Origin of the sequence: Intestinibacillus massiliensis (assembly GCF_900155735.1) — a bacterium.
In the GTDB taxonomy this organism is placed as follows: domain Bacteria; phylum Bacillota; class Clostridia; order Oscillospirales; family Butyricicoccaceae; genus Intestinibacillus; species Intestinibacillus massiliensis.
In genome coordinates this window covers 1-20,684 of record NZ_LT707029.1, presented here as the reverse complement: position 1 = coordinate 20,684, position 20,684 = coordinate 1, and the positions used below count along the sequence as shown (strand labels likewise).

Here is a 20,684-nt window from a genome sequence, read left to right as displayed (position 1 = left end):
AACCAAACAATTCAATAAATCTGCATCGTATCGAAAGGTACGGTGCTTTTTTATACCCATTTTCGCCGCGTGCCGGGCGCAACGGGCACACCCGCGCGGGGGTCGCAACCCCGGGCAAAAATAGCGTAGCGGGGGAAAGGACATAGGATGAAACGCGAATTTTTAGAAGGGCTTGATCTTGGCGGCGGCGCGAAGCTGACAAAGGAAGCGATCGAGGCGATCATGGCGGAGCACGGCAAGGCCAAGACGGCACTTGACAACCAGGTCTCTGCGCTCACCACGGAACGTGACACGCTCAAGACCCAGCTCGGCGAGGCCAACGAGGCGATCAAGGGCTTTGAAAAGCTGGATATCGACGGTATCAAGGCCAAGGCCAACGAGTGGGAAAGCAAGTACAACACCGACATGCAGACACTCAAGGATCAGCTTGCGGCCAAGGAATATGGCTTTTCTGTGAAGGAAGCGGCTTCTGGGCTAAAGTTCAGCAGCGAGAGCGCACGCAAGGCTTTTGTGGCCGACCTAACGGCGAAGAAGCTTCCTGTACAGGACGGCAAGCTGCTCGGCCTTGAGGATTTTGTCAAAGCGTACCAGGCCGACGACCCAAACGCATTTGAACCAGACGGCAGCGAACCCGCCCCGCGTGTCGTTGGTAAGACGAGTGGCGGCAATACGGCAAGCCCCGGTGCGGCGCTGCGCGCGGCGTTCGGGCTGCCGGCAACGGAAAAGGAGTAAATACCTATGGCAAATACAATTGAACTGGCAAAGGCCTATGTGCCGCTGCTTGATGAAGTTTATAAGCTTGCATCCCTCACGTCCGACCTGGACGGTGCGCCCGAGCTGGTTACGCAGGGCGCGAATGCAAACGAACTTGTGATCCCGATGCTTGACATGCAGGGGCTTGGCGACTATAGCCGTAACGGCGGTTACGTGGATGGCGACGTCACCCTCAAGAATGAAACGGTCAAGTGCAATTTCGACCGTGGCCGCATGTTCACCGTGGACACGATGGACGATCTGGAGACTGCGGGCATTGCGTTCGGCAGGCTGGCCGGCGAGTTTATCCGCACGAAGGTTGTGCCGGAGCTGGACGCATTCCGCTTTGCGAGTTACGCAGGGAAAACCGGTATTACCAGCACGTCCGGCGCGCTTGCGGATGGCGCTGCGGTCATTGCAGCCCTGCGTACCGCCATTACGCAGATGGATGAAGCTGAGGTGCCGATTGACCAGCGGTACCTGTACATTACACCCACGCTGCACGGCTTGGTGCAGGATATGGACACGACCAAGAGCCGCGAGGTGTTCCAGCGCTTTGCCATGATTCGGGACGTGCCGCAGACCCGTTTCTATACGGCGATTGAGCAGAAGGATGGCAAGACCTCCGGCGAGGAAGCCGGTGGTTATGCGGTGGCAACGGGCGGCAAGGAGATCAATTTTATGGTCATCCACAAGCCCGCCGTCATCCAGTTCCAGAAGCATGTCGCGCCGAAGATTATCGATCCGGGCGTGAACCAGTCGGGCGACGCCTACAAGTTCGGTTACCGCAATGTCGGTATTGCAGACGCTTACCAGAACAAGGTTGCGGGCATTTACCTGCACCACAAGGCGTAAGAAGGTGGATGGAATGGGAAAGACCGTTGGCTTGACATTCCCTGCTGAGAAAACGGCGGGCAAGGTTCCCGAGGAAAAGGACAAGAAGCTGGGCAGTGCAAAACCGCCCGAAGGGGACAAAAAGGAAGGCTGACAGGAGGGCGGCGTGATGGTATATGCGGATTATAGCTATTACAGGGCTGTTTTCCGGGGGGCAATTTCGGAAACAGATTTTGACCGCCTATCCAGGAAAGCTTCCGGTTATTTAGACCGTGTTACATTTGGCCGGGCTTCCAGAGTGGCCGATGCATGGAGCGGCAAGGTCAAAGACGCATGCTGTGCGGTAGTGGATGAGTTATACCGCCAAGAGGCGGGCGGTGAGGTCGTCAGCGAAACGGTAGGCAAATGGTCAAGGACTTTTGCGGCAAGCCCGAAAACGCCCACACAGCGCATGTACGCGGCGGTAGACGCTTATTTAGGGGATACCGGATTGCTGTATAGCGGGGTGGATGTATGATGCTACCGCATACCATCACGCTATGGAACAGGGCAGACGATGAAACATATACCCGTGTAGTCATTGATGGCGTCCTGTGGGAAGAAAGCAGGGGCGTGCAGTTGCGCAAAAACGGTGTTTCGGCGGATAATGGCATTTTTGTTACCATCCCGTTTGAAAGTACGCCGGGAAGCTTTGTTGTGCGGCCTCAAGACTTTATGGCAAAGGGCAATATAAGCCTCGAACCAAAGACGGCAAAAGACCTGTTGGCGGTTGGGGCGGTAATTGTATCCGCTGCGGATAAGTTCGATTTTGGAAGCCTTCCGCACTGGGAGGTGACGGGTAAATAGTATGGATATCCATATGGTACATAACATTGATGCACATGCTGTGCTAAAACTTAAAGGGCTGGACGACGGGGGCAAGGTACAGCAGTTTTTTGTCCAGGAGTGCGACCGCTATATGTCCGCCTATTTGCCAGCCCGTTCTGGCCTGCAGATGAAGAACCGTTTTTTGGTGCCGGATGGTATTGTGTATGGCGGCCCGTATGCGAAGTTCCTGTATTATGGGAAGGTTATGGTGGGCATAGAGAGCGGCAGCCCGTGGGCAAAAAAGGATGAACCCAAACGTGTCACGAACCGAGACCTGCTGTATGACAAAACTAAAAACCCGCAAGCAGGGGCGTTTTGGGATAAACGCATGTGGGTTGAACACAAGGACGATATCCTGCAAAGCATGGCTAAGGTGATTGGGGGTGCGGGATGAGTATACTTACGGCGGTACAGGGGTGGCTTTCTCAGTACCCGGACATGCAGCTGCAGCCTTTGACGGATAATACCACGGGGAAACCCTCCAGCTATGCCATTGCCCCGTCGGGCAACGGTAAAACGGCAAAAGACGTAACCGGCGCCCGTATATATCAAAACAATTATGTTTTTTGGGCAAAGGAGTGCATACAGGATGAAGCAGACCGGAAACAGAATTATGATTTCCTTGAAAGCCTTACGGAATGGATTGAAATGCGGTCTGACAATGGTGATTTGCCGGAGCTGCCCGGAGACTATGAGGCGGAGGCCATAGGGGCGTCCAATGTGATGCTGATGGATGTTGATAATGACGGCCTGGGGCTATACCAGGTGCAATTACAAATAACGTTGACGAAAAGGAGCAATTGATATGCCTGATCCTAAAATTACTGGTACTGGTTATGTAAAAAGAGAAGAATTTAAGCTGTTTGCGGATGTGTCCGCTTCGGGGGCTGTCGCGCCGGAGTGGGAGTTACAGGGCGACAAAATTGAAGACCTGTCCATTGAAATGAATGCCAACGTGGAAACAACGGCGGATATTACAGGCGTAACCACTACGACGCTCGACAAATATGAGGAGCAGACCTCGGTCGAACCTTACCGCGCCCGCAAGGAAAGCAAGCTGTTTGCAATCCTGTATGATATTGTAAAGTACCGCAAAACGCTTTCCGATGTTGAACGCAAGTTCCTGTGCGTCAATATCTTTTCAAATGCGGATGCAACTTATGACGCGTGGGCACAAGACTGCATTATTGAAGTCCAGAGTTACGGCGGCGATACCAAGGGTTTGTCGATCCCCTACAACATCCATTGGACGGGCAGCCGAACCTATGGCACGGCCACAATCACGGATGGCAAGGTAACATTTACTGCGGCAACGTCACAGCCCGTGGGCGGGGAGGTATAAGCAATGAAAATCAATACAGGTGTTTTAATCCCAGTAGAACGGGATGGCGAACATGTTGGGGAACTGCACTTAGACCCTTCCGATGTAGTGTTTGCTGAACGGGTATATGATATTATCTCGTATTTCAAAGACAGGCAGGCGGAATATGAAGCGCGAGGCGCGGCACTGGACGCCAATAAAGAGACTGATGAATATGGCATTCCAAAGAACGCACGTGAGATCATGAAACTTGCAAGGGACATTTGCGAGGACGTTATGGTTAAGATCGACGAAGTGTTTGGCGCGGGGGTAAGCCAGATGGTCTTTGGGCAGTCCCGTTCTTTTGATGCAATTAGTGAGTTTCTTGAAGAAGTTGGCATCAGCCTGGAGGCGGCGCAAAATGAACGCATTAAGAAGTATACGAACCGTGCGCAACGTAGGTCGTTAAAATGAACACCCTTGTAGACCGGTTCCCGACTACTGCGGAAATTGATGGGGTCGAGTATGAATTAAACACCGACTTCCGGGTCGGCGTACAGATCATGTTGGCATTTGAGGATACAGGGCTTACGAGTATAGATAAGCAGCTTGTAATGCTTCATTTGCTTTACAAAGAAATACCGCCAGACTTGCACAAAGCGTGCGAGCTGGCGGTATTATTTTTAAATTGTGGGGAATCCCCGGAAGGTGAGGCCAACGATACTCGAGGCGGGAGGCTGTACAGCTTTGGCAAGGACGCAAAGTATATCTACTCGGCGATCCGCCAGACGCATGGGATTGACCTGGAGGAAACCGGGTATTTGCATTGGTGGAAATTCTGTTATTTGTTCCTTGACCTGCGGGAGGACTGTTTCTTCCAGCAAATGCTCTACCTCCGCAGACGGAAGCAGGATGGCAAACTCACCAAAGAGGAACGCATGACATATTACCGGATGGAAGATATCCTGTCGCTACCCGAGGAGAAGGATGCGGAGCAGCGTGCAGCGGAAAATGCGTTTGTTGCACAAATTACATCTTCCAGCGATGGCCGCAGTTGAGGCAGGTGACCCAAACTTTTTTTGCGCCTAAATTTCCAGCAACAAGGCCTAACGGTCCAGCAGCGGCAGCACCAACAACAGCTTTTCCGATACCGAACCCTTTTTTATTTGCTGTTAGGGAAGTGGAACCGCATTTGGGGCAACAGGCGATACCATTTCTTTGATTTTCCTTGATTCGGCTATGTTTTGTTTGACGCCCGTCATTTGTTTGGCTCCGGTCAGTGTCATCAGACAATAACTCTTTGAGATATCCTTTTGGATCGGCACGTTTAAACGCGGATTCAATTTGGTCGCGCATGGCGATAGCTTTTAATGCGCCATACTCACGCGGAGTAACGTTGTCAAACATATAATCAACGATTTGTCCTATTTCCTCAATGGGATAGTTGGTGCAGCGCTTAAAAAAACTGATAATTTGATTTCTCTCTTTATAGGCACCAAGAATGACGGCAAGGTCGATTAAATCTCCCTGCTTATCATAATATAAGTGGCTATCGGCAGAAACCGGATGAGGTGTCTCTGATCCCTCAGCAGGTATTACAGCTGCTTGCCCGCACTTTGGACAAAAATTTCCTTCAAACTGTGTGCCGCAATTTGTACAGAACATTACTATCCCTCCTTTGAGGTAAGTATAGCATTAATTTACATATCCTACAAGAGAGGAGGCAGCATATGGACGAAGCTGGCTCTATTAAAATTAAAATCACATCAGATAGCGACGCTGTATTAAAGGATCTCCAAAAGATCGAACAGAGAGCCAAATCTGCATTTGATAAGGCGGCAGCATCCATTAGGAATACAGAACGGCAGATCGCCGCTTTGGATGCAAGGATGGATGCGTTAAAGGCGGATAAAGCCGCGCAATTGGATATCGGCCTAAAGTGGGATGAAGGCGCATTCAATGCAGCACTCACGAAATCATTAGAAATGGATGCTGCGTACCGTAAGATGGCACAGGCATCTGAGAGGCTGGAGCAGCGGCTTGCCAATCAAAAACAGTATGCGTCAGAGTTAGGGGCGGCGCATGAAAAAGCCGCGCAGGACGTTTTGGAACACAGCAATTCGGAAGAAAAACTTAGCGGGGCAGCGGAAAAGTCCAAACAAATTTTTGCCTCTTTGGGAACACGCCTTAAGACGCTTAAACAAAACACAGGTACTGCAACAAAGGAAACCCGAAAGCATACGCGTGCTATGAAGGACAATACCAGGGCAGCAGACCCGCTCTCAAAATCCCTGAAACGTCTGGCGAACATGCTAAAACTCATGCTATTCAATATGCTGTTGTGGAAAGGTATTGAGGCAGTAAAGCAAGGGTTTGCTGACCTTGCAAAATATAGTGATTCATTTCAAGAGACGATGTCGCGGCTTGCAACATCGTTTCTTTTTGTCCGGAATGCGATAACAGCAGCATTTAAGCCGGTTTTGGAGGGGCTGGCACCATTGATTGAGAATGTTGCGGATTGGTTTGCCAAAGCTGCAAATAGCGCGGCACAGTTTTCTGCGGCTTTATTCGGTAACGGCACTACCTATACACAGGCTACAAAAGCCGCAACACAGTTTGGGGATGCCACGGAAAAAGCCGCAAAGAAAACGGACAAGGCAATGGCATCCTTTGATCAGATCAACCAGTTATCCTTTGGGAAGAAGGAGGACGCACAGGCACCTTCCCCTGATGAAATGTTTCAAGAAGCACCGATTGATAAGGCAACGCAAGGTATTGCAGACAAGATCAAGGGATTATTTGAAGAGTGGAAAGGTTATGCGGCTGAGATTGGCGCTGTGTTCAAGCAATCGTGGACGGGGCAAGGGCAAACAACGATTGATGCAGTAAAAACCACCTTATCTGGGATACTCTCGCTTATTGGGCAAATAGGACGCAGTTTTGCTTCGGTTTGGACGAATGGAACCGGCCTAACGGTTTTGAACAATATCCACCTTTTGCTTCAAACGATACTTGGCATCATCGGTGCCATTGCAGCCGCCTTCACTGTTGCATGGGCTACAAACAATGCGGGTACGCAACTGATACAGGCAATTGCGGACGCGCTAAATAACATTATCACATTAGTGGTTTCTATTGGACAGGCGTTTATTATCGCTTGGAATGAAGGCGGCCTTGGGCAAACAATCCTTGGTCATTTAATATCCATTGCAACGGGGCTTATAACGGTTGTCGGGAACCTTGCAGAGAGGTTTACGGTTGCATGGAATGCCGGTGGCAACGGTCAGGCGATTATGTCTGCAATCCTGCAAATTATTAATGCAGTCCTAAAAACAGTTGATGATCTTGTGCAAGCAACTGTAGAGTGGGCATCCGGATTAGATCTAGAGCCGCTACTTTCTTCAATTAGTAATATTCTAATGCCAATTTCAACAATTGTGTCAGCAATTGGTACAGCACTAAGTGACATATGGAAAAATATTGTGCTGCCATTCCTAGGATGGGTCATTGAAACGGGGTTGCCCGCCCTTATTAACAGCCTAGCCGGTATATTATCATTTTTAGCTGAGCATGCTTCTGCGTTAACTACGGTCACTAAACTAGTAGTTCTATTTATCGCTGCATGGAAAATCAGCAGTGTTTTGCCTGCGCTTTTTAAATTAGCACAAGGGATAGGGAGAGTTGCAAGCTCATTAAGTGGGTCTTTGAGTCCACTTACGCAATGGAGACTTGAACTAATGTTAGTGGTTGCTGGTATTGTGCTTCTCGTTGATTTAGCACTTAAGGTAGCTAATGCATGGAAGGATATGAGTAGCCTTGAAAAAGCAGTGTCAGTATTGGGGCTGTTAGCAATTGCAGCAGCTACAGTGGCGGTGGCGGTACACGCTCTTACAGGTGCAGGTGGAGCCATGATGGTAGCGGGAGCGATTGCGGCAGGCGTCGCAGGCGCAGCAGCAGCTATTTGGGCAGTTAACCGTGCAACGAGCAGGGCGCAAGGGACAGCATCCTCTTCTGGTAGAAGCGTGCCTAGTTCATACAGCCTGAAATCCGCGCCGATCCCCCGCCTTGCTACGGGTGCGGTGATCCCACCCAATAACGAGTTCCTTGCCGTCCTTGGCGACCAGAAACGCGGCACAAATATTGAAGCGCCTATATCTACCATTGAAGAAGCTGTAGGCCGGGCAATGGACGCGCGTGGAGGGAGTGCCGGTGGCGAAATCACAATCCGTATCATTGCGGACGGCAAACTTGCGCGGGCGCTTAAAACAGAGATGGATAACGAAAGCCGCCGGCGCGGCGTTAAGCTGGTAACAGGGGGCGCTTACTAAATGGCGATAATTGAAATTGATGGGCGCGCATACGGCATCAGCCTGATTGAACTCAAACGCAGCGCTTCCGTGCTGGATGGGGAAAATGCTGGGCGCGTGCTTTCCGGCAGGATGGTGCGTGACATCATAGGTACTTACTACAACTACGATGCAAAATTCGGTACATCACAGCTATCCCCGGGGGATTATGACGCCCTGTATGAGACACTCACAGCACCAGTTGATAGCCATACCATTACCGTGCCATACGGACAGGGCACCAAGACATTTGAGGCTTATGTATCAAATGCTTCCGATGTGTTAAAGCGCATGTCTGGAGCCGAAAAGCTGTGGGGTGAGCTTACGATTAAATTTACCGCAATGGAGCCGGAAAGGAGGCCATAGCGTGGGGAACCGCATCGTTTATGAGGGGAATGTATTTGAGCATAACGATATAAAGAATGGGAACCTATATCGATCTTGTTCTTTATTATCTGACTCACTGGAAATTGATACGTTTGAAGTTGAAATCCAAAGCGATAATGATTTGACGCATTTTGCCCGCAATGCCCCGCTTACATATTTTTATAACGATATACAGATAGGTACTTACTATGTGCAGAACATATCCCGCCTTACCATAAACAAATATAAATTTGAATGTACATCTACGATAGGGCTACTAGACCAGACTGACCATAACGGGGGGATTTATAGCGGGCAAACAGTTGAAGAGGCTGTTACAGAAATTTGCACACCATATAGGGTAAATATTAAAAATAGTTTAAAAAACATTGCACTATATGGGTGGTTACCCATAGCATCCCGCCGTGACAATCTATCGCAGGTGCTTTTTGCAATTGGTGCAACGGTCAAAGTAGATTATAATGGTGTGCTGCGCGTAGAAGGGTTGTGGGATGGCCAGTCATCTGTTATCGACAGCAATCACATGTTTGAGGGTGGGTCTGTCCAGTATGATACGCCAGTTACGCAGGTTGTTGTTACAGAGCACCAATATACGGAAGGCAACGAGGAAGTAACCCTGTTCAACGGGACTACATCAGACAATGACAGGATCGTTTTCGATGAACCCTGCCACACCCTTACTGCAACTGGGTTCTCAATTCTTGAAAGCAATGCAAATTACGCCATTGTGAGCACAGGGAATGGGACGCTTACGGGACAAAAATACGTTCATAGCACACGCACGGTTATAAAAAAAGTGTCAGATGCAAACGCGGAGAACATTGTGAAAGTGGAATCTGCTACATTGGTCTCATTAGCAAATGCGAATGCAGTAGCAGAGCGATTGGCGGCATATTACGCCTGTGCAGAGCAAATTAGTAACGATGTTGTAACTCAATGGGAATCCCCTGGTGATGTTGTTAGTATTGCGCACCCATATGGAGGGACAAAAAGCGGGTGTATTAAAAGCGCAGATATTAATTTGTCAGGCAGGTTAAGGGCAACTGAAAAAGTGTTGTTAGGATACTCCCCTGTCACAATTGGAGAAACGGAATATTATGACCGAAGTGAAATAGTCGATCAATCCAGCGATTGGAAGGTTCCGGAGGGCGTTACCAGCGTGCGGGTAGTCCTAATCGGTGGAGGGCAAGGGGGGCGATGTGGTACAAAGGGCGGCGACAGCACAAAAGTAACTGCATCGTTTACAGACTCTGGTATGGCACCGGCACAATATAGCGGGTATGGAATTGGGATAGGTGGATCTGGCGGTAGTGGCGGCCTGGGAGGGCATGGGGGGCGTGTCTTGCAGGCCAGTTTAGACGTATCCGCAGGGCAAGTATTCCCTATAAATATTGGGGCAGGCGGTGCAGGGGCACCATATAGTACCTCGAATCAAGAAGGGGGAGATGGTGGTGAAACCACTTTTGGAAAGCTGTCATCTAAAGACGGGACATTTTCAGATACAGGCTATGTGGACTTGTTTACGGGGAACCTTTATGCGTGCAAGGGGTTAACGGGGATTGCAGGCGGGAAGGGTTCGGGCGGCGTGTCATCGTCAGTAAATGAAGATAACATACTAAATGTCTCATCAGGCGGTTCCGTTACCGATGAAGATGGGGTTACTTGGCGCTCTGGTACAAACAAGATGGATGGTGGCACCATAACGCGCGTTAGGAAATCTGTTTCTGGCGGAGGGTCAGCAGGCCTGACAGATGGTTATGCCACTGCGCTGGCATCGTATAATACTGGCAGTGGTGCAGCTGCGGGTCAAAACGGGTCGGACGGCACTTCGGTTGGCTCTGTTAGCGGTTCCGGGCAAGGCACTAGGACACTAAGCGTTATGGCTAGGGGCACCTCAGGCCTGAACGGCGCATCGGCAACAAAGATTCCACATCCAGCATCAGTATATGGTAATGGTGGCCGCGGCGGGTATGGCGGCGGCGGAGCCAGCGGCCATGGCCTTGCCCTAATTTCAAAACGATACGGCAAGGCGGTAGATACCATTAATGGTTGGACATATTGCGGGGATACTGCGGTCGGCGGTCTCGGCGGGGATGGCGGCAAAGGCGCGCCAGGCTGTGTAATTTTGTACTACCGGCAGCCAAAACCCGGGAGCGAATCCGGCGCATTGGTAGACAAAAACGGTAAAATGATCCTTGATAAATACGGGAGACAGATTGTGGTGTGAGGTGAAACAATGGCATATTACACGAGTAAATATTCTGGTGAGGATTTTGACCGTGCGTTGGATCAGGTTCTTGCGGATGCGGCCACCCTCAGCACGCAATATACAGCGCTGGAGACCGAACTTGAGACCCTAAAGGCACGTGTTGCTGAACTGGAGGCAAAAGCATGATTACCATGAAAGAGTGGTTTGTCTATGTGCCGGACGATGACAAAACCATTGCGTATGAGCAAGACCATGGGACTAGGGATCTCGAGATCGGGGTAGATGTTGAACCGGGATGGTCATTTAAGCTGGATGTAGAGACAGGCGGTGCCAAAAATGTTATTGACCTCATACGGGATAATAATATGCTATCGGTCTCCCTTACCCGCTCTATGTTGGCGACAGATGGCCTATACCGGTGCCAGTTGCGTGGTATAAACGGGGAGCAGGTAAGGCACTCAAACCAGTTTTGTTTATATGTAGGGGATAGTATCAATGCATCGGAAGCCTTCCCCGATCCGTTACCTACTGAGTTTGAGCAAATAGAAGCAAGGGTAACCAATATCAAGGAGCAGGCAGAAGCGATTGCCCTGCATCCGCCTTGCATTGGGGATACAGGTACATGGCTGGTTTGGTCTGGGGACATGTATACGGATAGCGGCATACCCGCACGGGGGGAGACACCAGAAATCCGCGAGGGCTATTGGTATATCGGCGGGGTCAATACCGGTGTGCCCGCAAGCGGCGGGGCATCGGTTGAGATAATTACAAATATTGAGCTGGAGGAAATACTACGATGAGCAAAAAGTTTTTGGACGCGGACGGCTTGCTGTATGTCTGGACGAAAATCAAGGCGGTGTTTGTGCCAAAGGTGGAAGGCAAGGGGTTGTCCACAAACGATTACACCGATGCTGAAAAGGCTGCGCTTGCGGGGAAGCTGGACAAGTCGGGCGGCACGATGGCCGGCAAACTCACCCTTGATGGCGAACCCACCGCAGACCTCCATGCCGCAACAAAAAAATATGTAGATGATAGCGTGACAAATGCCGGTGGTGGCGACATGCTGAAGGCCGTGTATGACAAAGACGGTGATGGCGTGGTTGACGATGCACAGAAAGTCAATGGGCATACGGTTGCCGCCAATGTACCTGCTGATGCAAAGTTTACGGATACGACCTACATCGCGGCAACTTCGGAAGCTGACGGGTTGATGAGCAAGGCGGATTATGTAAAACTTGCAGGTTTCGGTTCAGCGGATACCTATGCTTTGAAAAGTGATATCACGTCTATGTATAAGTACAAGGGCAGTAAAGCCAATTACGCAGCCCTCCCGGCAGAAGGGAATGCGGTTGGCGATGTTTGGAACGTTGAAGATACCGGTATGAATTACGCGTGGACGGGTGAAGCCTGGGACGCCCTCGGTGCTGCGTTTGAAGTCGAATCGATCACGAATGCGGAAATTGACACCATTGTAGCTTCTTAAGGGGGCTTGGTATGAACTTTTTAAGTAAAGACGGGCTTACATACTTTTGGCGGAAAATCAAGTCTGCTTTGGACTCCAAAGAAACCCCTGATGGGGCGCAGCAAAAGGCTGACCAGGCCAAACAGGCGGCAATCACGGAAGTTAATACGAAGTACGCGCAAATCAGTATGTCTCCCCAGGAGTATCGGACATTACCCAATATAGGCCGGCAAGAGCAGGGGATGGTTGTTGCGTATGATTGGGTTGGTGTTGCGGATAATGGCAAAGCACTCGCCGCATTATGTGGAAGGTATGCGCTAATCCCGGATGATGGGAGTATGATCACCGATACAACCGGCAGGGATGCCGCATACTCCACTGACGGCGGCCTGAGCTGGACACGGACACAATTACCATCAGACCGATACTGGTCTAAACTGGGGGTGCATAAGACAAGCTTTATTGCACTCGCAGACGGCGCAGAGGTTTATGCGGTCTCAGAAGATAATGGTGTCACATGGACAGAAAAACCATTCCCATGTAAGGGCTATTGGAGTGACTTAGCCTATGATTCACAGTGCATGGTGGCCACCAGCATGGGCGGCACAGATGTTAGTGGTAACATTATCCCCGCTGCCATGGTAAGTATGGGCGTTGAAGATACGTGGAACGTATCACAAATAAATGGGTTGGTTAACCCGAGTTATGCGGGCGTCGCAATTGATAACGGTGTAGTGTATGTTTTGGCTAAGCAAGGGGATGTGCAAAGCTGCGTTCTATATTATGGGTACTTTTCTGATACCGGTGTCACGAATTTTAACCCGGTTTGGCCGTCACCGCCGGTAGGATTTTCAATGGAGACGAAGGTTGCTACCAATGGCATGTCGATCATACTGCTAGATGGCAATAACCGAGGTAAGGTGACACGCGGTACTAAATCGACTGGCGCAACGTCTTTCAACACCTGGGAAACGATTGACATCCCCAACACTCATTTTATCTACGATGTAGCAAACAACGGAAAGGGTTATTTGTTGCTCCATGGGAATCCGGGATATGTTAAATACTCCGCTGATGACGGTGTGACCTGGGACGAATTATCTATTTCAGTAATGCCAACATCAGGGACAATTACACCTTACGGTAACGGGTTTTATGCGATAACGGGCAGCGGCAAGACAGCATTGTTTAAGCCGCTCCTCAATATATCGGGCAACCCGGTTGATGCGGGTGCTGTTGGGGTGGATTGGATCGCAACACAGTCGGATTGGGAGATGAATGATGAATCAAATCCTGCTTTTATAAAGAACAGGCCATTCTTTACGGATACTCCACAGTCGGTTGTAAAGTATTCAAACCCTTCTTTGAGCTTTGTAGCGACAGAAGGGAATGAGCAAGTATTTGCCGCGACAGGGTCGGTTGAAAACACATTCATTACGGGCGAAACGTATCTTGTTTTATTTGATGGGGATGCGTATTTCTGTATAGCGAAAACAGTGGAAGGCAAGATTGCAATCGGCAATATGCATATCGTTCATACCGGGTTTGAAGATACAAAAGAACCGTTTTTGTTCATTATAGTAGAAGATATGTTTCAGATTGGCACTACATTAACTGGTGCAACCCATTCAATCACTATCTCGCATTATAGTGTCGATATACATAAAATAGATTTAAAATACCTGCCTATTAGAAGTGATGTACAGGTTGAAGATGGCGTAATGGTTATACCCACATTTGCAGGTAGGCAAGTCAAAGGTTCTCAATATGCCGAAGTATTCAATTTATACGAAGATTATCTTGCATATCATAAAAATGAAGCAAGCGGATTCTGCTCACATGCGGAAGGCTGTGAAACAGACGCAATTGGTGATTATTCACACGCAGAAGGAAATGGGACTACAGCAAGTGGGGCTCACTCTCATGCAGAAGGGCTAAGCACTACAGCAAGTGGTAGCGGATCACATGCGGAAGGGTTTGATACTACAGCGAGTGGTAAATACTCCCATGCAGAGGGCAACGGAACCATTGCAAGTGGGGATTCTCAACATGTCCAAGGCAAGTTTAATCTTGAGGATACTGAAAAGAAATATGCACACATAGTCGGTGCGGGTGACTACAGTGGAAGCCGTGCCAATATCCATACGCTGGACTGGAAGGGTAACGCATGGTTTTCAGGCACGGTTTGTGCGGATGGCACCCCTATGACCCCTCACGATCTTGTGCCAAAAGAATATTTGGAACTCCATGCAATCCCAAAGATGTTTACGATACTGTTACCGGCAGCCGGGTGGGTTGATAACGCCCAGACAGTTACGGTTTCTGGTGTATTGGCAGATGAAAGCAAGCAGCTTATCTTACCGATGGCCGCATCAGCGAGTCGTGTAGGGTATAACGATGCAGGGGTACAGTGCATAGGACAAGCAGCAGACAGTTTAACTTTTCAGTGTAATACAGTACCGGCAGATGACCTAACGGTCTATGTAACGGTGCAGGAGGTGCTTTGATGCCGATCTTTAACCCGATGATCGTGAATAAGAATACGTCTGATTACTTTTTATATAGCGGTGAATGTGATGCGGGGTTCCAATTACAGATCCCGAGTGATTGGTTGCCCAAAGAGGGTGATCAAGTTCAATTGGGTATAGCGGGGGATATCAGTAGCGGTTGGAATTTGATTGGCGCGTATGCAGGAACTACGTTGCTTAATCATGACGGGTCTTGTGATGGTAGACTTACGATATCATTTGGAAATTCCAAATATTCAGGTTTTTTCGATCAAAACTTTACATTAAGAATTTCTATAAGTGGAGCTTTGACAGGGACGACCTCCCGGATTGTTGTGTATAGGATAACTCCGTAAGAAAGGGGGATGAGGGAAATGCAGGAATTACTATTGCCTCTGCTGACCGGTGCGTGCGGGGCGGCGATCATTAAGGTGCTGGACAATGTGATCATGTGGAAACTGAACCGCAAGGACACTGGTGATGCCAAGTTCAAAGCCCTGCAGGAGGGACAGCGGGTGATACTGCTTGACCGCATCCAATACCTATGCCGCTGTTATATCCATGATGACAAAGTGGACTTTGATGACCGGCGCAGGCTGCACAAGATGCACGATGCTTACCACGCCCTGGGCGGGAACGGCGACCTTGATACACTTATGGCGGCAGTGGACGAACTGCCGGTAAAATAGGGGGTTAAATTAAATGAAGGACAAACTGGCAAAGCTGATCGATGTCAAGAGCATCGTCACGCTGGTACTGACCGGCGCGATGGTCGGCATCCTGTTCAGCGGCGTAGAGGTGCCGCAGGAGGCGCTTGCGCTGTACTGCACGAGTTACGGTGCGATCATTACATACTTTTTCACCCGGAAGGACGGCGGTAAGGAATGACCGTCCAAACCAAGACCGCCCACGTATCGAACTACAAGGCCGCAAGCCGCAGCGTGGCAAACATCGGCTTTATCGTCGTCCACTACACGGGCAACCGGGGCGACACCGCGAAGAACAACGCGGATTACTTTGCCCGGGAAGCCGGGCTGGAAGCATCGGCGCATTACTTTGTAGACGAGCGTGAGGTTTGGCAGAGCGTGCCGGATAAAGACGTCGCCTGGCACGTCGGCGCGTGCAGCTATGTGCACAAGTCCTGCCGCAATGCGAACAGCATCGGCGTGGAAATCTGCATACTCGACAAGGCCGGGCGCGTGCGGCAGGGCAGCATCGACAACGCCGCCTTGCTCGTGCGCAGCTTAATGGTGAAGTACGGCATCACCAGTGCCCGGGTGCTCCGGCATTACGACGTGACCGGCAAGGATTGCCCGGCGCCGATGGTGGCTGACCCGAAGCTGTGGGCGGCATTCAAACAGGCTGTTATGAAGCCGGAGAAGATCGAGGAGGAAGACGATATGTACACGGTTTACAAGACCATCCAGGACGTGCCGGACTGGGCGCGGGAGTGCGTGAGCGACCTGATCGCTAAGGGCTACCTCAAGGGCGACGGCGACGGCCAGCTAGACCTGGAGCATTACATGCTGCGCGGCCTGGTGATCAACTGGCGCGCCGGGCTGTATAAGTGAAAATAGGCATGGGAAAGCCCCTCAGACTGTTTGGGTCTGAGGGGCTTGCTATTTATTTTGTTTGCTGCTAACTATGTGTTGCCCATGGTAAAATATTGTGGAAGCACTCAACTGCATTACGAAAATCTATTGTCCATGCCAAGACTACCAGTAAGAGAAGGCTAATCAAAATTACATTAACCCAAAAAACATACGGCAGACGTAATCTCAATCGGTGAATAGGAGAACAGGTACTGGCTGGTTCTGTGCAGGAACAACCAGGTTTGCTGCATGCAGTGTAGATATTGCGGCCTGTAATTTTAGCAATGATATACATCAGCCCGCAGATAGTGTTAAAAACTACGAAGCCGCAAATAATAGCAATGAACGATACTCTATAAATAGATGATTGACCAATGCTCTCAAGGGTTTTCCCTGTAAATGACATACCGCCAATAAATGCAAGAACTACTGCAGAGAAGATACTCAGAATGGTAAGCATTTCAGTTTGCAGCGACGATGTTCTGGCTGCGGCATCTTCTAAAGTGGACTGTGATTGATCCACGGCCTCCGTTAGTTCACGTACTTTGCTTTGGGTATCCAATACCTGGTTATTAGTGATTGTATAATAGTTTAATCGGCCTATTTCGAGATTAAGGTGATCACATAGCTTCAACAGAGGGAGATATAGCCTAGTAAACTCTTTATCGCCGGTAATATAGTCCTGCTCAATATACTGGCTAATCTGGGCTAAATGTTCCGCAAGAACATCTGCATTGTATTCATTTTCAGGCTTTGAGATATCTAGCACAATAGGAAAAAATTCAGCATAGCTATGCCGAAATCCATCGGAGTATAGATCCTTTAATTCGGATACCATTTGCGGGATTTTGTCTTCACCAAAATCATATAAGGCCAAACGGTACAAACAGGCCTTTAATTTCTCCTGCCGCACTCTGGATTCAGATGATAGCATATTATGCCTCGCATTCCAGCCGCTGAATCAGGCCATATGGAATAGTATTGCGCAAACCTGCGCCGTTTTGATATATTATGTTCCATGGCTTTCCAATTGCATGAGAAATATCAACAAGCTTACTGGCAGGGATATCAATGTACCGATCAATAATGTTGTTGAGTTCGCTTTGATCTGGTAATGTAATGGTTGTGAGATCATGCGTTTCGCGGATTGGATTGCCTGCATAAGAACAATATTCGTAATATACGGAAGGCACCACAGGTCCGAGTTGCCAAGCGCAGATATTATCCAGAAATAGCGCAGAGTGAACGGATTTAAAATAGTCAATCCATGCAAAGTAAAGTATTTTCTGAAGCTTTAAATTACTGATAGGCATTCCGAGTTTGGTACATCTATCTACAATATACTGTGCAACCTGTACCGCTGAATACATACGCTCACCTCCTTGTCAAGTCTATTTTACCACACAATCAAGTAAAAACAATGAATTTAACAGAATATCCACAGACTTTTACACAAGAACGTTTGTTCTCATCTATATAATATTCTACTTTTTACTCTGTGTCAATGGATAATAAATATATATTTTCCAGCGACAGGCTGATAGAATTGAGGATTACACAAACCGAAGAAGTTGTTCAGTAAATAAACATGGGAAAGCCCCTCTGGCCTGATGGCTAGAGGGGCTGTTTTATTTCACTGCTTCCACAAACCAAGTCCCGTCCTCCCGCCGCCAGATAGATTTCGTCCTACCGCCGACCCGGACTGCATACCGTAGCGCATCATCACGTGCAGGGTCACGCCTACTACCATATACGCGTTCGACGGTAAACACCCTGCCGTCCGATAAAAGGATCACGTGGGGGAGCAGCAGGCCGTCTACGGTACGGGTCTTGACCTGTACATCTATGGTTGGCACCGGCTGCGGCCTTGCAGGGTGCGAAGCCTTGCCGCTCGATACGTTGCCACTCGCCGGGTCTATCTTTTTCCGCATATACATCACCGGGGATAGTATGTGCCGGCATTATCACAAATAAAAAACAAGCCTTTCGAATTATTTTGTCGTGTCGGATGCCATACTATCCTCAAGAGCAATGCAGATATAGTGATGGAGGGGCAGATATGTGCGGCAGATATCAATTTACGCAGGATTCTATGGAGTTGCGGGAGATCGCGGAACATCTGGGCTATGCAGGGAAAGCGTTTAAGACCGGAGAAATATTCCCGACGAACACAGCGCCCGTGCTAGTGGCCGAAGGGCAGGGGAGTAAGCCGGAGGCGTATATTTGGGGTTTCCCGCATTTCAAAGGGAACGGCGTCATCATCAACGCCCGGTCGGAAACTGCGGCGGATAAAACGATGTTCCGGAAGCCACTACTCACAGGGCGGTGTGTTGTGCCGACCTCCGGCTTCTTTGAATGGTCGCAGGATGGGCGCAAGCAAAAGTACCTGTTCCGGAAGCCGGGCGTTGAGACACTATATCTGGCTGGCCTTTTTAACTGCTTCCGTGGTGAAAACCGCTATGTGATCCTGACCACAGAGGCAAACGCCTCAATCTCAGATATCCATAACCGCATGCCGGTGATCCTACAGCCGGAAGAAATCCAGCCTTGGCTATCAAATCCGGATAGCGTGCAGCCGATCCTTGACCGGACAGGAATTATGCTTGAACATCGTGAGGTGTCTGGGGGAGCGTAATTGTATACCAATGTTATAAAGAAGGTATAAAACGTTGTCTGAGCCAAAAAAGAACATCCTATATTCGACATAATCCACACAAACCAACACTTCTGGATTTGTACTATATCTGGAGGTGATACTTTATGTATTACATTAGGATTATGGTAGACGGTCGCTGCAAGTATCTGTACAATCACCGAGTAGCGGTGTTCTTGCAGGAGTATGCAAAGGCTTTCCCAACGGAGCAGGCTGCACGAAAGTATATGGAGGGGAAGCAGGTCGCGAAAGAGCATCCGTGGTGGATTGTAAAACGGTAGTAAATAAGCCGCCCTATATGGGGCGGCTTTATTATGAGGTAGATAGTTCGAAAAAAAGTGGGTTAAAAAGTGGGTTTATTGCAAAACAAAAACCCAGTAGAACCATTGATTCTACTGGGTTTTCACGTGGTGGAGACGAGGGGAGTTGAACCCCTGTCCGAAAGCACATCCACTGTGACTTCTCCGTGCGCAGCACATCTTTTCATATTCCCTTCACAGTACGCCGGTGTGCAGGCTTACTGCTTCAGTAGAGTCATCTTACATGACGGACGCAACTCTTAACCCGTACACGTTCACCACTAATCAACGCCCTGGCCCCAGGCCGTGGTCCTCCCGGGCAGGACGGGCTATGCCTTAATTAGGCAGCCTGTAAAGAATAATTGTTGTTGTTTAATTTATAAACAGTTGGGGCTTTTAACGTGGCGCCCCGCCACGGCACGCTATCCCAGCTTCCGCACCCCCGTCGAAGCCGTTACGTCCCCATATATACATATTATAAATATGAGGCGTTGGGCGCGGGCCGGTAAATTAATACCGCCCTCTGCTTTTCATGGCGCGGTCCATTTCACGGGCCGCATCCCTTGCGGCGATGCTGTCGCGCTTATCGTGAAGCTTTTTGCCGCGGGCAAGGCCGATTTCAACCTTGACCAGCGAACGCCGGAAATAAATGCTGAGCGGGATCAGCGAATAGCCGTCCTGCTTGGTCTTCCCGAAAAGCTGCATGATCTCACGCTTATGCATGAGCAGTTTTTTCTCGCGAAGGGGATCCTTGTTAAAGATATTGCCCTTTTCATAGGGGCTGATATGCATTCCCTTCACAAAAAGCTCGCCGTCTTTGAAAATACAGTAGGAATCCTTGAGGCTGACCGTCCCTTGCCGGATGGATTTGACTTCCGTGCCGAAAAGCTCGATGCCAGCTTCAAATTTCTCCTCGATAAAGTAGTCATGCCATGCTTTTTTGTTGGCGGTGACTTGTTTCGTGCCTTGCTTTGTAGCCATGGCAGCCTCCTTTTTCGTGGTACAACCTATCATAGCATGCCCCACATATAATGTAAAGAGTCATCTGTGTTACACATTCCGGCAAAGGCCGGTTCTGGCCGCGCGGGATCTACATAATATAGGTAAAAAACAGGGGCTCTGAAAAACTTTGACAAAAAACGAAAAAAGCGTTGACAAGGGAGGGAAAGGTTGGTATACTGATCAAGCTGTCTCGGTGAGGCGGCGCCGCACAAAACCGCCCCGCAACACTTTGGAAAAAAGATGTTGACAAGGGATGGTCAGTGTGGTAAAATAATCAAGTTGCTGTTCAGACAGCGGCGCGGCGCCAGCCGGCAAGCGAAGAAAAGGCCTTAAAAAAAGCCCTTGACAAGCGGCCTGCTGAGTGCTATACTAAATAAGCTGCTCCGGTGAAGAAAAGCGCCGGAAAGGCTGAAAAAGATTGCACCTTGTAAATTAAACAACGTAAAGCAAAGCAAACCAAAACGAACCTGAAA

27 protein-coding genes and 1 other RNA gene are annotated in these 20,684 nt (G+C 49.3%); 22 read left to right on the top strand and 6 right to left on the bottom strand.

Features of this window, described 5'->3' with window-relative positions; genetic code table 11:
* Nucleotides 1-147: 147 nt before the first annotated feature.
* The 9 genes from CZ203_RS00370 (at nucleotide 148) to CZ203_RS00330 (ending at nucleotide 4,812) form a co-directional block, all read left to right on the top strand.
* Nucleotides 148-732: a phage scaffolding protein gene (locus tag CZ203_RS00370; protein ID WP_087064153.1), complete on the top strand. Its 585-nt coding sequence runs from the start codon at nucleotides 148-150 to the stop codon at nucleotides 730-732.
* A 6-nt stretch (nucleotides 733-738) separates the two neighbouring features.
* Nucleotides 739-1,608, top strand: coding sequence for a hypothetical protein (locus CZ203_RS00365; RefSeq protein ID WP_087064152.1), 870 nt, complete (start codon nucleotides 739-741; stop codon nucleotides 1,606-1,608).
* A 148-nt stretch (nucleotides 1,609-1,756) separates the two neighbouring features.
* A complete protein-coding gene (locus CZ203_RS00360; protein WP_087064151.1) occupies nucleotides 1,757-2,104 on the top strand; it encodes a head-tail connector protein in 348 nt (115 codons plus the stop codon).
* Nucleotides 2,101-2,433, top strand: coding sequence for a DUF6751 family protein (locus CZ203_RS00355; protein ID WP_087064150.1), 333 nt, complete (start codon nucleotides 2,101-2,103; stop codon nucleotides 2,431-2,433). The genes CZ203_RS00360 and CZ203_RS00355 overlap by 4 nt, the downstream gene beginning before the upstream one ends.
* Before the next feature lies 1 nt (nucleotide 2,434).
* Nucleotides 2,435-2,848 (top strand): minor capsid protein, encoded by a 414-nt coding sequence (locus CZ203_RS00350; protein WP_087064149.1) that lies wholly within the window; start codon nucleotides 2,435-2,437, stop codon nucleotides 2,846-2,848.
* On the top strand, nucleotides 2,845-3,258 hold the full coding sequence (locus CZ203_RS00345) for a minor capsid protein (protein WP_087064148.1): 414 nt from the start codon (nucleotides 2,845-2,847) through the stop codon (nucleotides 3,256-3,258). Before CZ203_RS00350 ends, CZ203_RS00345 begins: the two co-directional genes overlap by 4 nt.
* 1 nt (nucleotide 3,259) lies before the next feature.
* Complete coding sequence (locus CZ203_RS00340) at nucleotides 3,260-3,796, top strand: hypothetical protein (RefSeq protein ID WP_087064147.1); 537 nt, start codon at nucleotides 3,260-3,262, stop codon at nucleotides 3,794-3,796.
* Nucleotides 3,797-3,799: 3 nt separating this feature from the next.
* Nucleotides 3,800-4,228, top strand: coding sequence for a DUF6673 family protein (locus CZ203_RS00335; protein WP_087064146.1), 429 nt, complete (start codon nucleotides 3,800-3,802; stop codon nucleotides 4,226-4,228).
* Complete coding sequence (locus CZ203_RS00330) at nucleotides 4,225-4,812, top strand: bacteriophage Gp15 family protein (RefSeq protein ID WP_087064145.1); 588 nt, start codon at nucleotides 4,225-4,227, stop codon at nucleotides 4,810-4,812. The genes CZ203_RS00335 and CZ203_RS00330 overlap by 4 nt, the downstream gene beginning before the upstream one ends.
* On the opposite strand, the gene CZ203_RS15000 is transcribed toward CZ203_RS00330, so the two are convergent.
* Nucleotides 4,784-5,419 carry a hypothetical protein gene (locus CZ203_RS15000; RefSeq protein ID WP_235847415.1) on the bottom strand — a complete coding sequence of 212 codons (636 nt, stop codon included), beginning with the start codon at nucleotides 5,417-5,419 and terminating at the stop codon, nucleotides 4,784-4,786. The genes CZ203_RS00330 and CZ203_RS15000 overlap by 29 nt on opposite strands.
* A 65-nt stretch (nucleotides 5,420-5,484) precedes the next feature.
* Between CZ203_RS15000 and CZ203_RS00320 the strand changes: the two genes are divergently transcribed.
* Genes CZ203_RS00320 through CZ203_RS00280 form a run of 11 tightly spaced genes read left to right on the top strand, consistent with a single transcriptional unit; the run spans nucleotide 5,485 to nucleotide 16,236 of the window.
* Nucleotides 5,485-8,082 (top strand): hypothetical protein, encoded by a 2,598-nt coding sequence (locus CZ203_RS00320; RefSeq protein ID WP_087064144.1) that lies wholly within the window; start codon nucleotides 5,485-5,487, stop codon nucleotides 8,080-8,082.
* Complete coding sequence (locus CZ203_RS00315; RefSeq protein WP_087064143.1) at nucleotides 8,083-8,466, top strand: hypothetical protein; 384 nt, start codon at nucleotides 8,083-8,085, stop codon at nucleotides 8,464-8,466.
* A gap of 1 nt (nucleotide 8,467) precedes the next feature.
* Entirely contained in the window at nucleotides 8,468-10,714 is a 2,247-nt protein-coding gene (locus CZ203_RS14085; protein WP_143436021.1) for a hypothetical protein, read from the top strand.
* A gap of 9 nt (nucleotides 10,715-10,723) precedes the next feature.
* Entirely contained in the window at nucleotides 10,724-10,882 is a 159-nt protein-coding gene (locus CZ203_RS14340; RefSeq protein WP_159456284.1) for a hypothetical protein, read from the top strand.
* Nucleotides 10,879-11,496, top strand: coding sequence for a hypothetical protein (locus CZ203_RS00310; RefSeq protein ID WP_087064142.1), 618 nt, complete (start codon nucleotides 10,879-10,881; stop codon nucleotides 11,494-11,496). Before CZ203_RS14340 ends, CZ203_RS00310 begins: the two co-directional genes overlap by 4 nt.
* Nucleotides 11,493-12,179: a hypothetical protein gene (locus CZ203_RS00305; RefSeq protein ID WP_087064141.1), complete on the top strand. Its 687-nt coding sequence runs from the start codon at nucleotides 11,493-11,495 to the stop codon at nucleotides 12,177-12,179. The genes CZ203_RS00310 and CZ203_RS00305 overlap by 4 nt, the downstream gene beginning before the upstream one ends.
* A gap of 11 nt (nucleotides 12,180-12,190) precedes the next feature.
* Entirely contained in the window at nucleotides 12,191-14,665 is a 2,475-nt protein-coding gene (locus CZ203_RS00300) for a hypothetical protein (protein WP_087064140.1), read from the top strand.
* Entirely contained in the window at nucleotides 14,665-15,021 is a 357-nt protein-coding gene (locus tag CZ203_RS00295; RefSeq protein WP_087064139.1) for a hypothetical protein, read from the top strand. The genes CZ203_RS00300 and CZ203_RS00295 overlap by 1 nt, the downstream gene beginning before the upstream one ends.
* A gap of 18 nt (nucleotides 15,022-15,039) precedes the next feature.
* Complete coding sequence (locus CZ203_RS00290; protein ID WP_087064138.1) at nucleotides 15,040-15,354, top strand: hypothetical protein; 315 nt, start codon at nucleotides 15,040-15,042, stop codon at nucleotides 15,352-15,354.
* Between the two features lie 13 nt (nucleotides 15,355-15,367).
* Entirely contained in the window at nucleotides 15,368-15,553 is a 186-nt protein-coding gene (locus tag CZ203_RS00285) for a hypothetical protein (RefSeq protein WP_087064137.1), read from the top strand.
* Nucleotides 15,550-16,236 carry a peptidoglycan recognition protein family protein gene (locus CZ203_RS00280; RefSeq protein WP_087064136.1) on the top strand — a complete coding sequence of 229 codons (687 nt, stop codon included), beginning with the start codon at nucleotides 15,550-15,552 and terminating at the stop codon, nucleotides 16,234-16,236. Before CZ203_RS00285 ends, CZ203_RS00280 begins: the two co-directional genes overlap by 4 nt.
* A gap of 67 nt (nucleotides 16,237-16,303) precedes the next feature.
* On the opposite strand, the gene CZ203_RS14080 is transcribed toward CZ203_RS00280, so the two are convergent.
* From CZ203_RS14080 to CZ203_RS14075, 3 genes are all read right to left on the bottom strand, one after another.
* A complete protein-coding gene (locus CZ203_RS14080) occupies nucleotides 16,304-17,191 on the bottom strand; it encodes a hypothetical protein (RefSeq protein ID WP_143436019.1) in 888 nt (295 codons plus the stop codon).
* Nucleotide 17,192: 1 nt separating this feature from the next.
* Nucleotides 17,193-17,627, bottom strand: coding sequence for a Panacea domain-containing protein (locus CZ203_RS00275; protein ID WP_087064135.1), 435 nt, complete (start codon nucleotides 17,625-17,627; stop codon nucleotides 17,193-17,195).
* A 258-nt stretch (nucleotides 17,628-17,885) separates the two neighbouring features.
* Nucleotides 17,886-18,188 carry a hypothetical protein gene (locus tag CZ203_RS14075; protein WP_143436017.1) on the bottom strand — a complete coding sequence of 101 codons (303 nt, stop codon included), beginning with the start codon at nucleotides 18,186-18,188 and terminating at the stop codon, nucleotides 17,886-17,888.
* 128 nt (nucleotides 18,189-18,316) lie between these two features.
* Here CZ203_RS14075 and CZ203_RS00270 point away from each other — a divergent pair, with 128 nt between their 5' ends.
* Nucleotides 18,317-18,892 carry an SOS response-associated peptidase gene (locus CZ203_RS00270; protein WP_087064134.1) on the top strand — a complete coding sequence of 192 codons (576 nt, stop codon included), beginning with the start codon at nucleotides 18,317-18,319 and terminating at the stop codon, nucleotides 18,890-18,892.
* A 125-nt stretch (nucleotides 18,893-19,017) separates the two neighbouring features.
* Nucleotides 19,018-19,191 (top strand): hypothetical protein, encoded by a 174-nt coding sequence (locus tag CZ203_RS14335; protein WP_159456282.1) that lies wholly within the window; start codon nucleotides 19,018-19,020, stop codon nucleotides 19,189-19,191.
* Nucleotides 19,192-19,318: 127 nt separating this feature from the next.
* Here CZ203_RS14335 and ssrA read toward each other — a convergent pair.
* Together ssrA and smpB are read right to left on the bottom strand one after the other, a co-directional pair.
* Nucleotides 19,319-19,673, bottom strand: a transfer-messenger RNA (tmRNA) gene (gene ssrA, locus CZ203_RS00265).
* Nucleotides 19,674-19,719: 46 nt separating this feature from the next.
* Nucleotides 19,720-20,190 (bottom strand): SsrA-binding protein SmpB, encoded by a 471-nt coding sequence (smpB, locus tag CZ203_RS00260; protein WP_087064133.1) that lies wholly within the window; start codon nucleotides 20,188-20,190, stop codon nucleotides 19,720-19,722.
* Nucleotides 20,191-20,684: the final 494 nt, after the last annotated feature.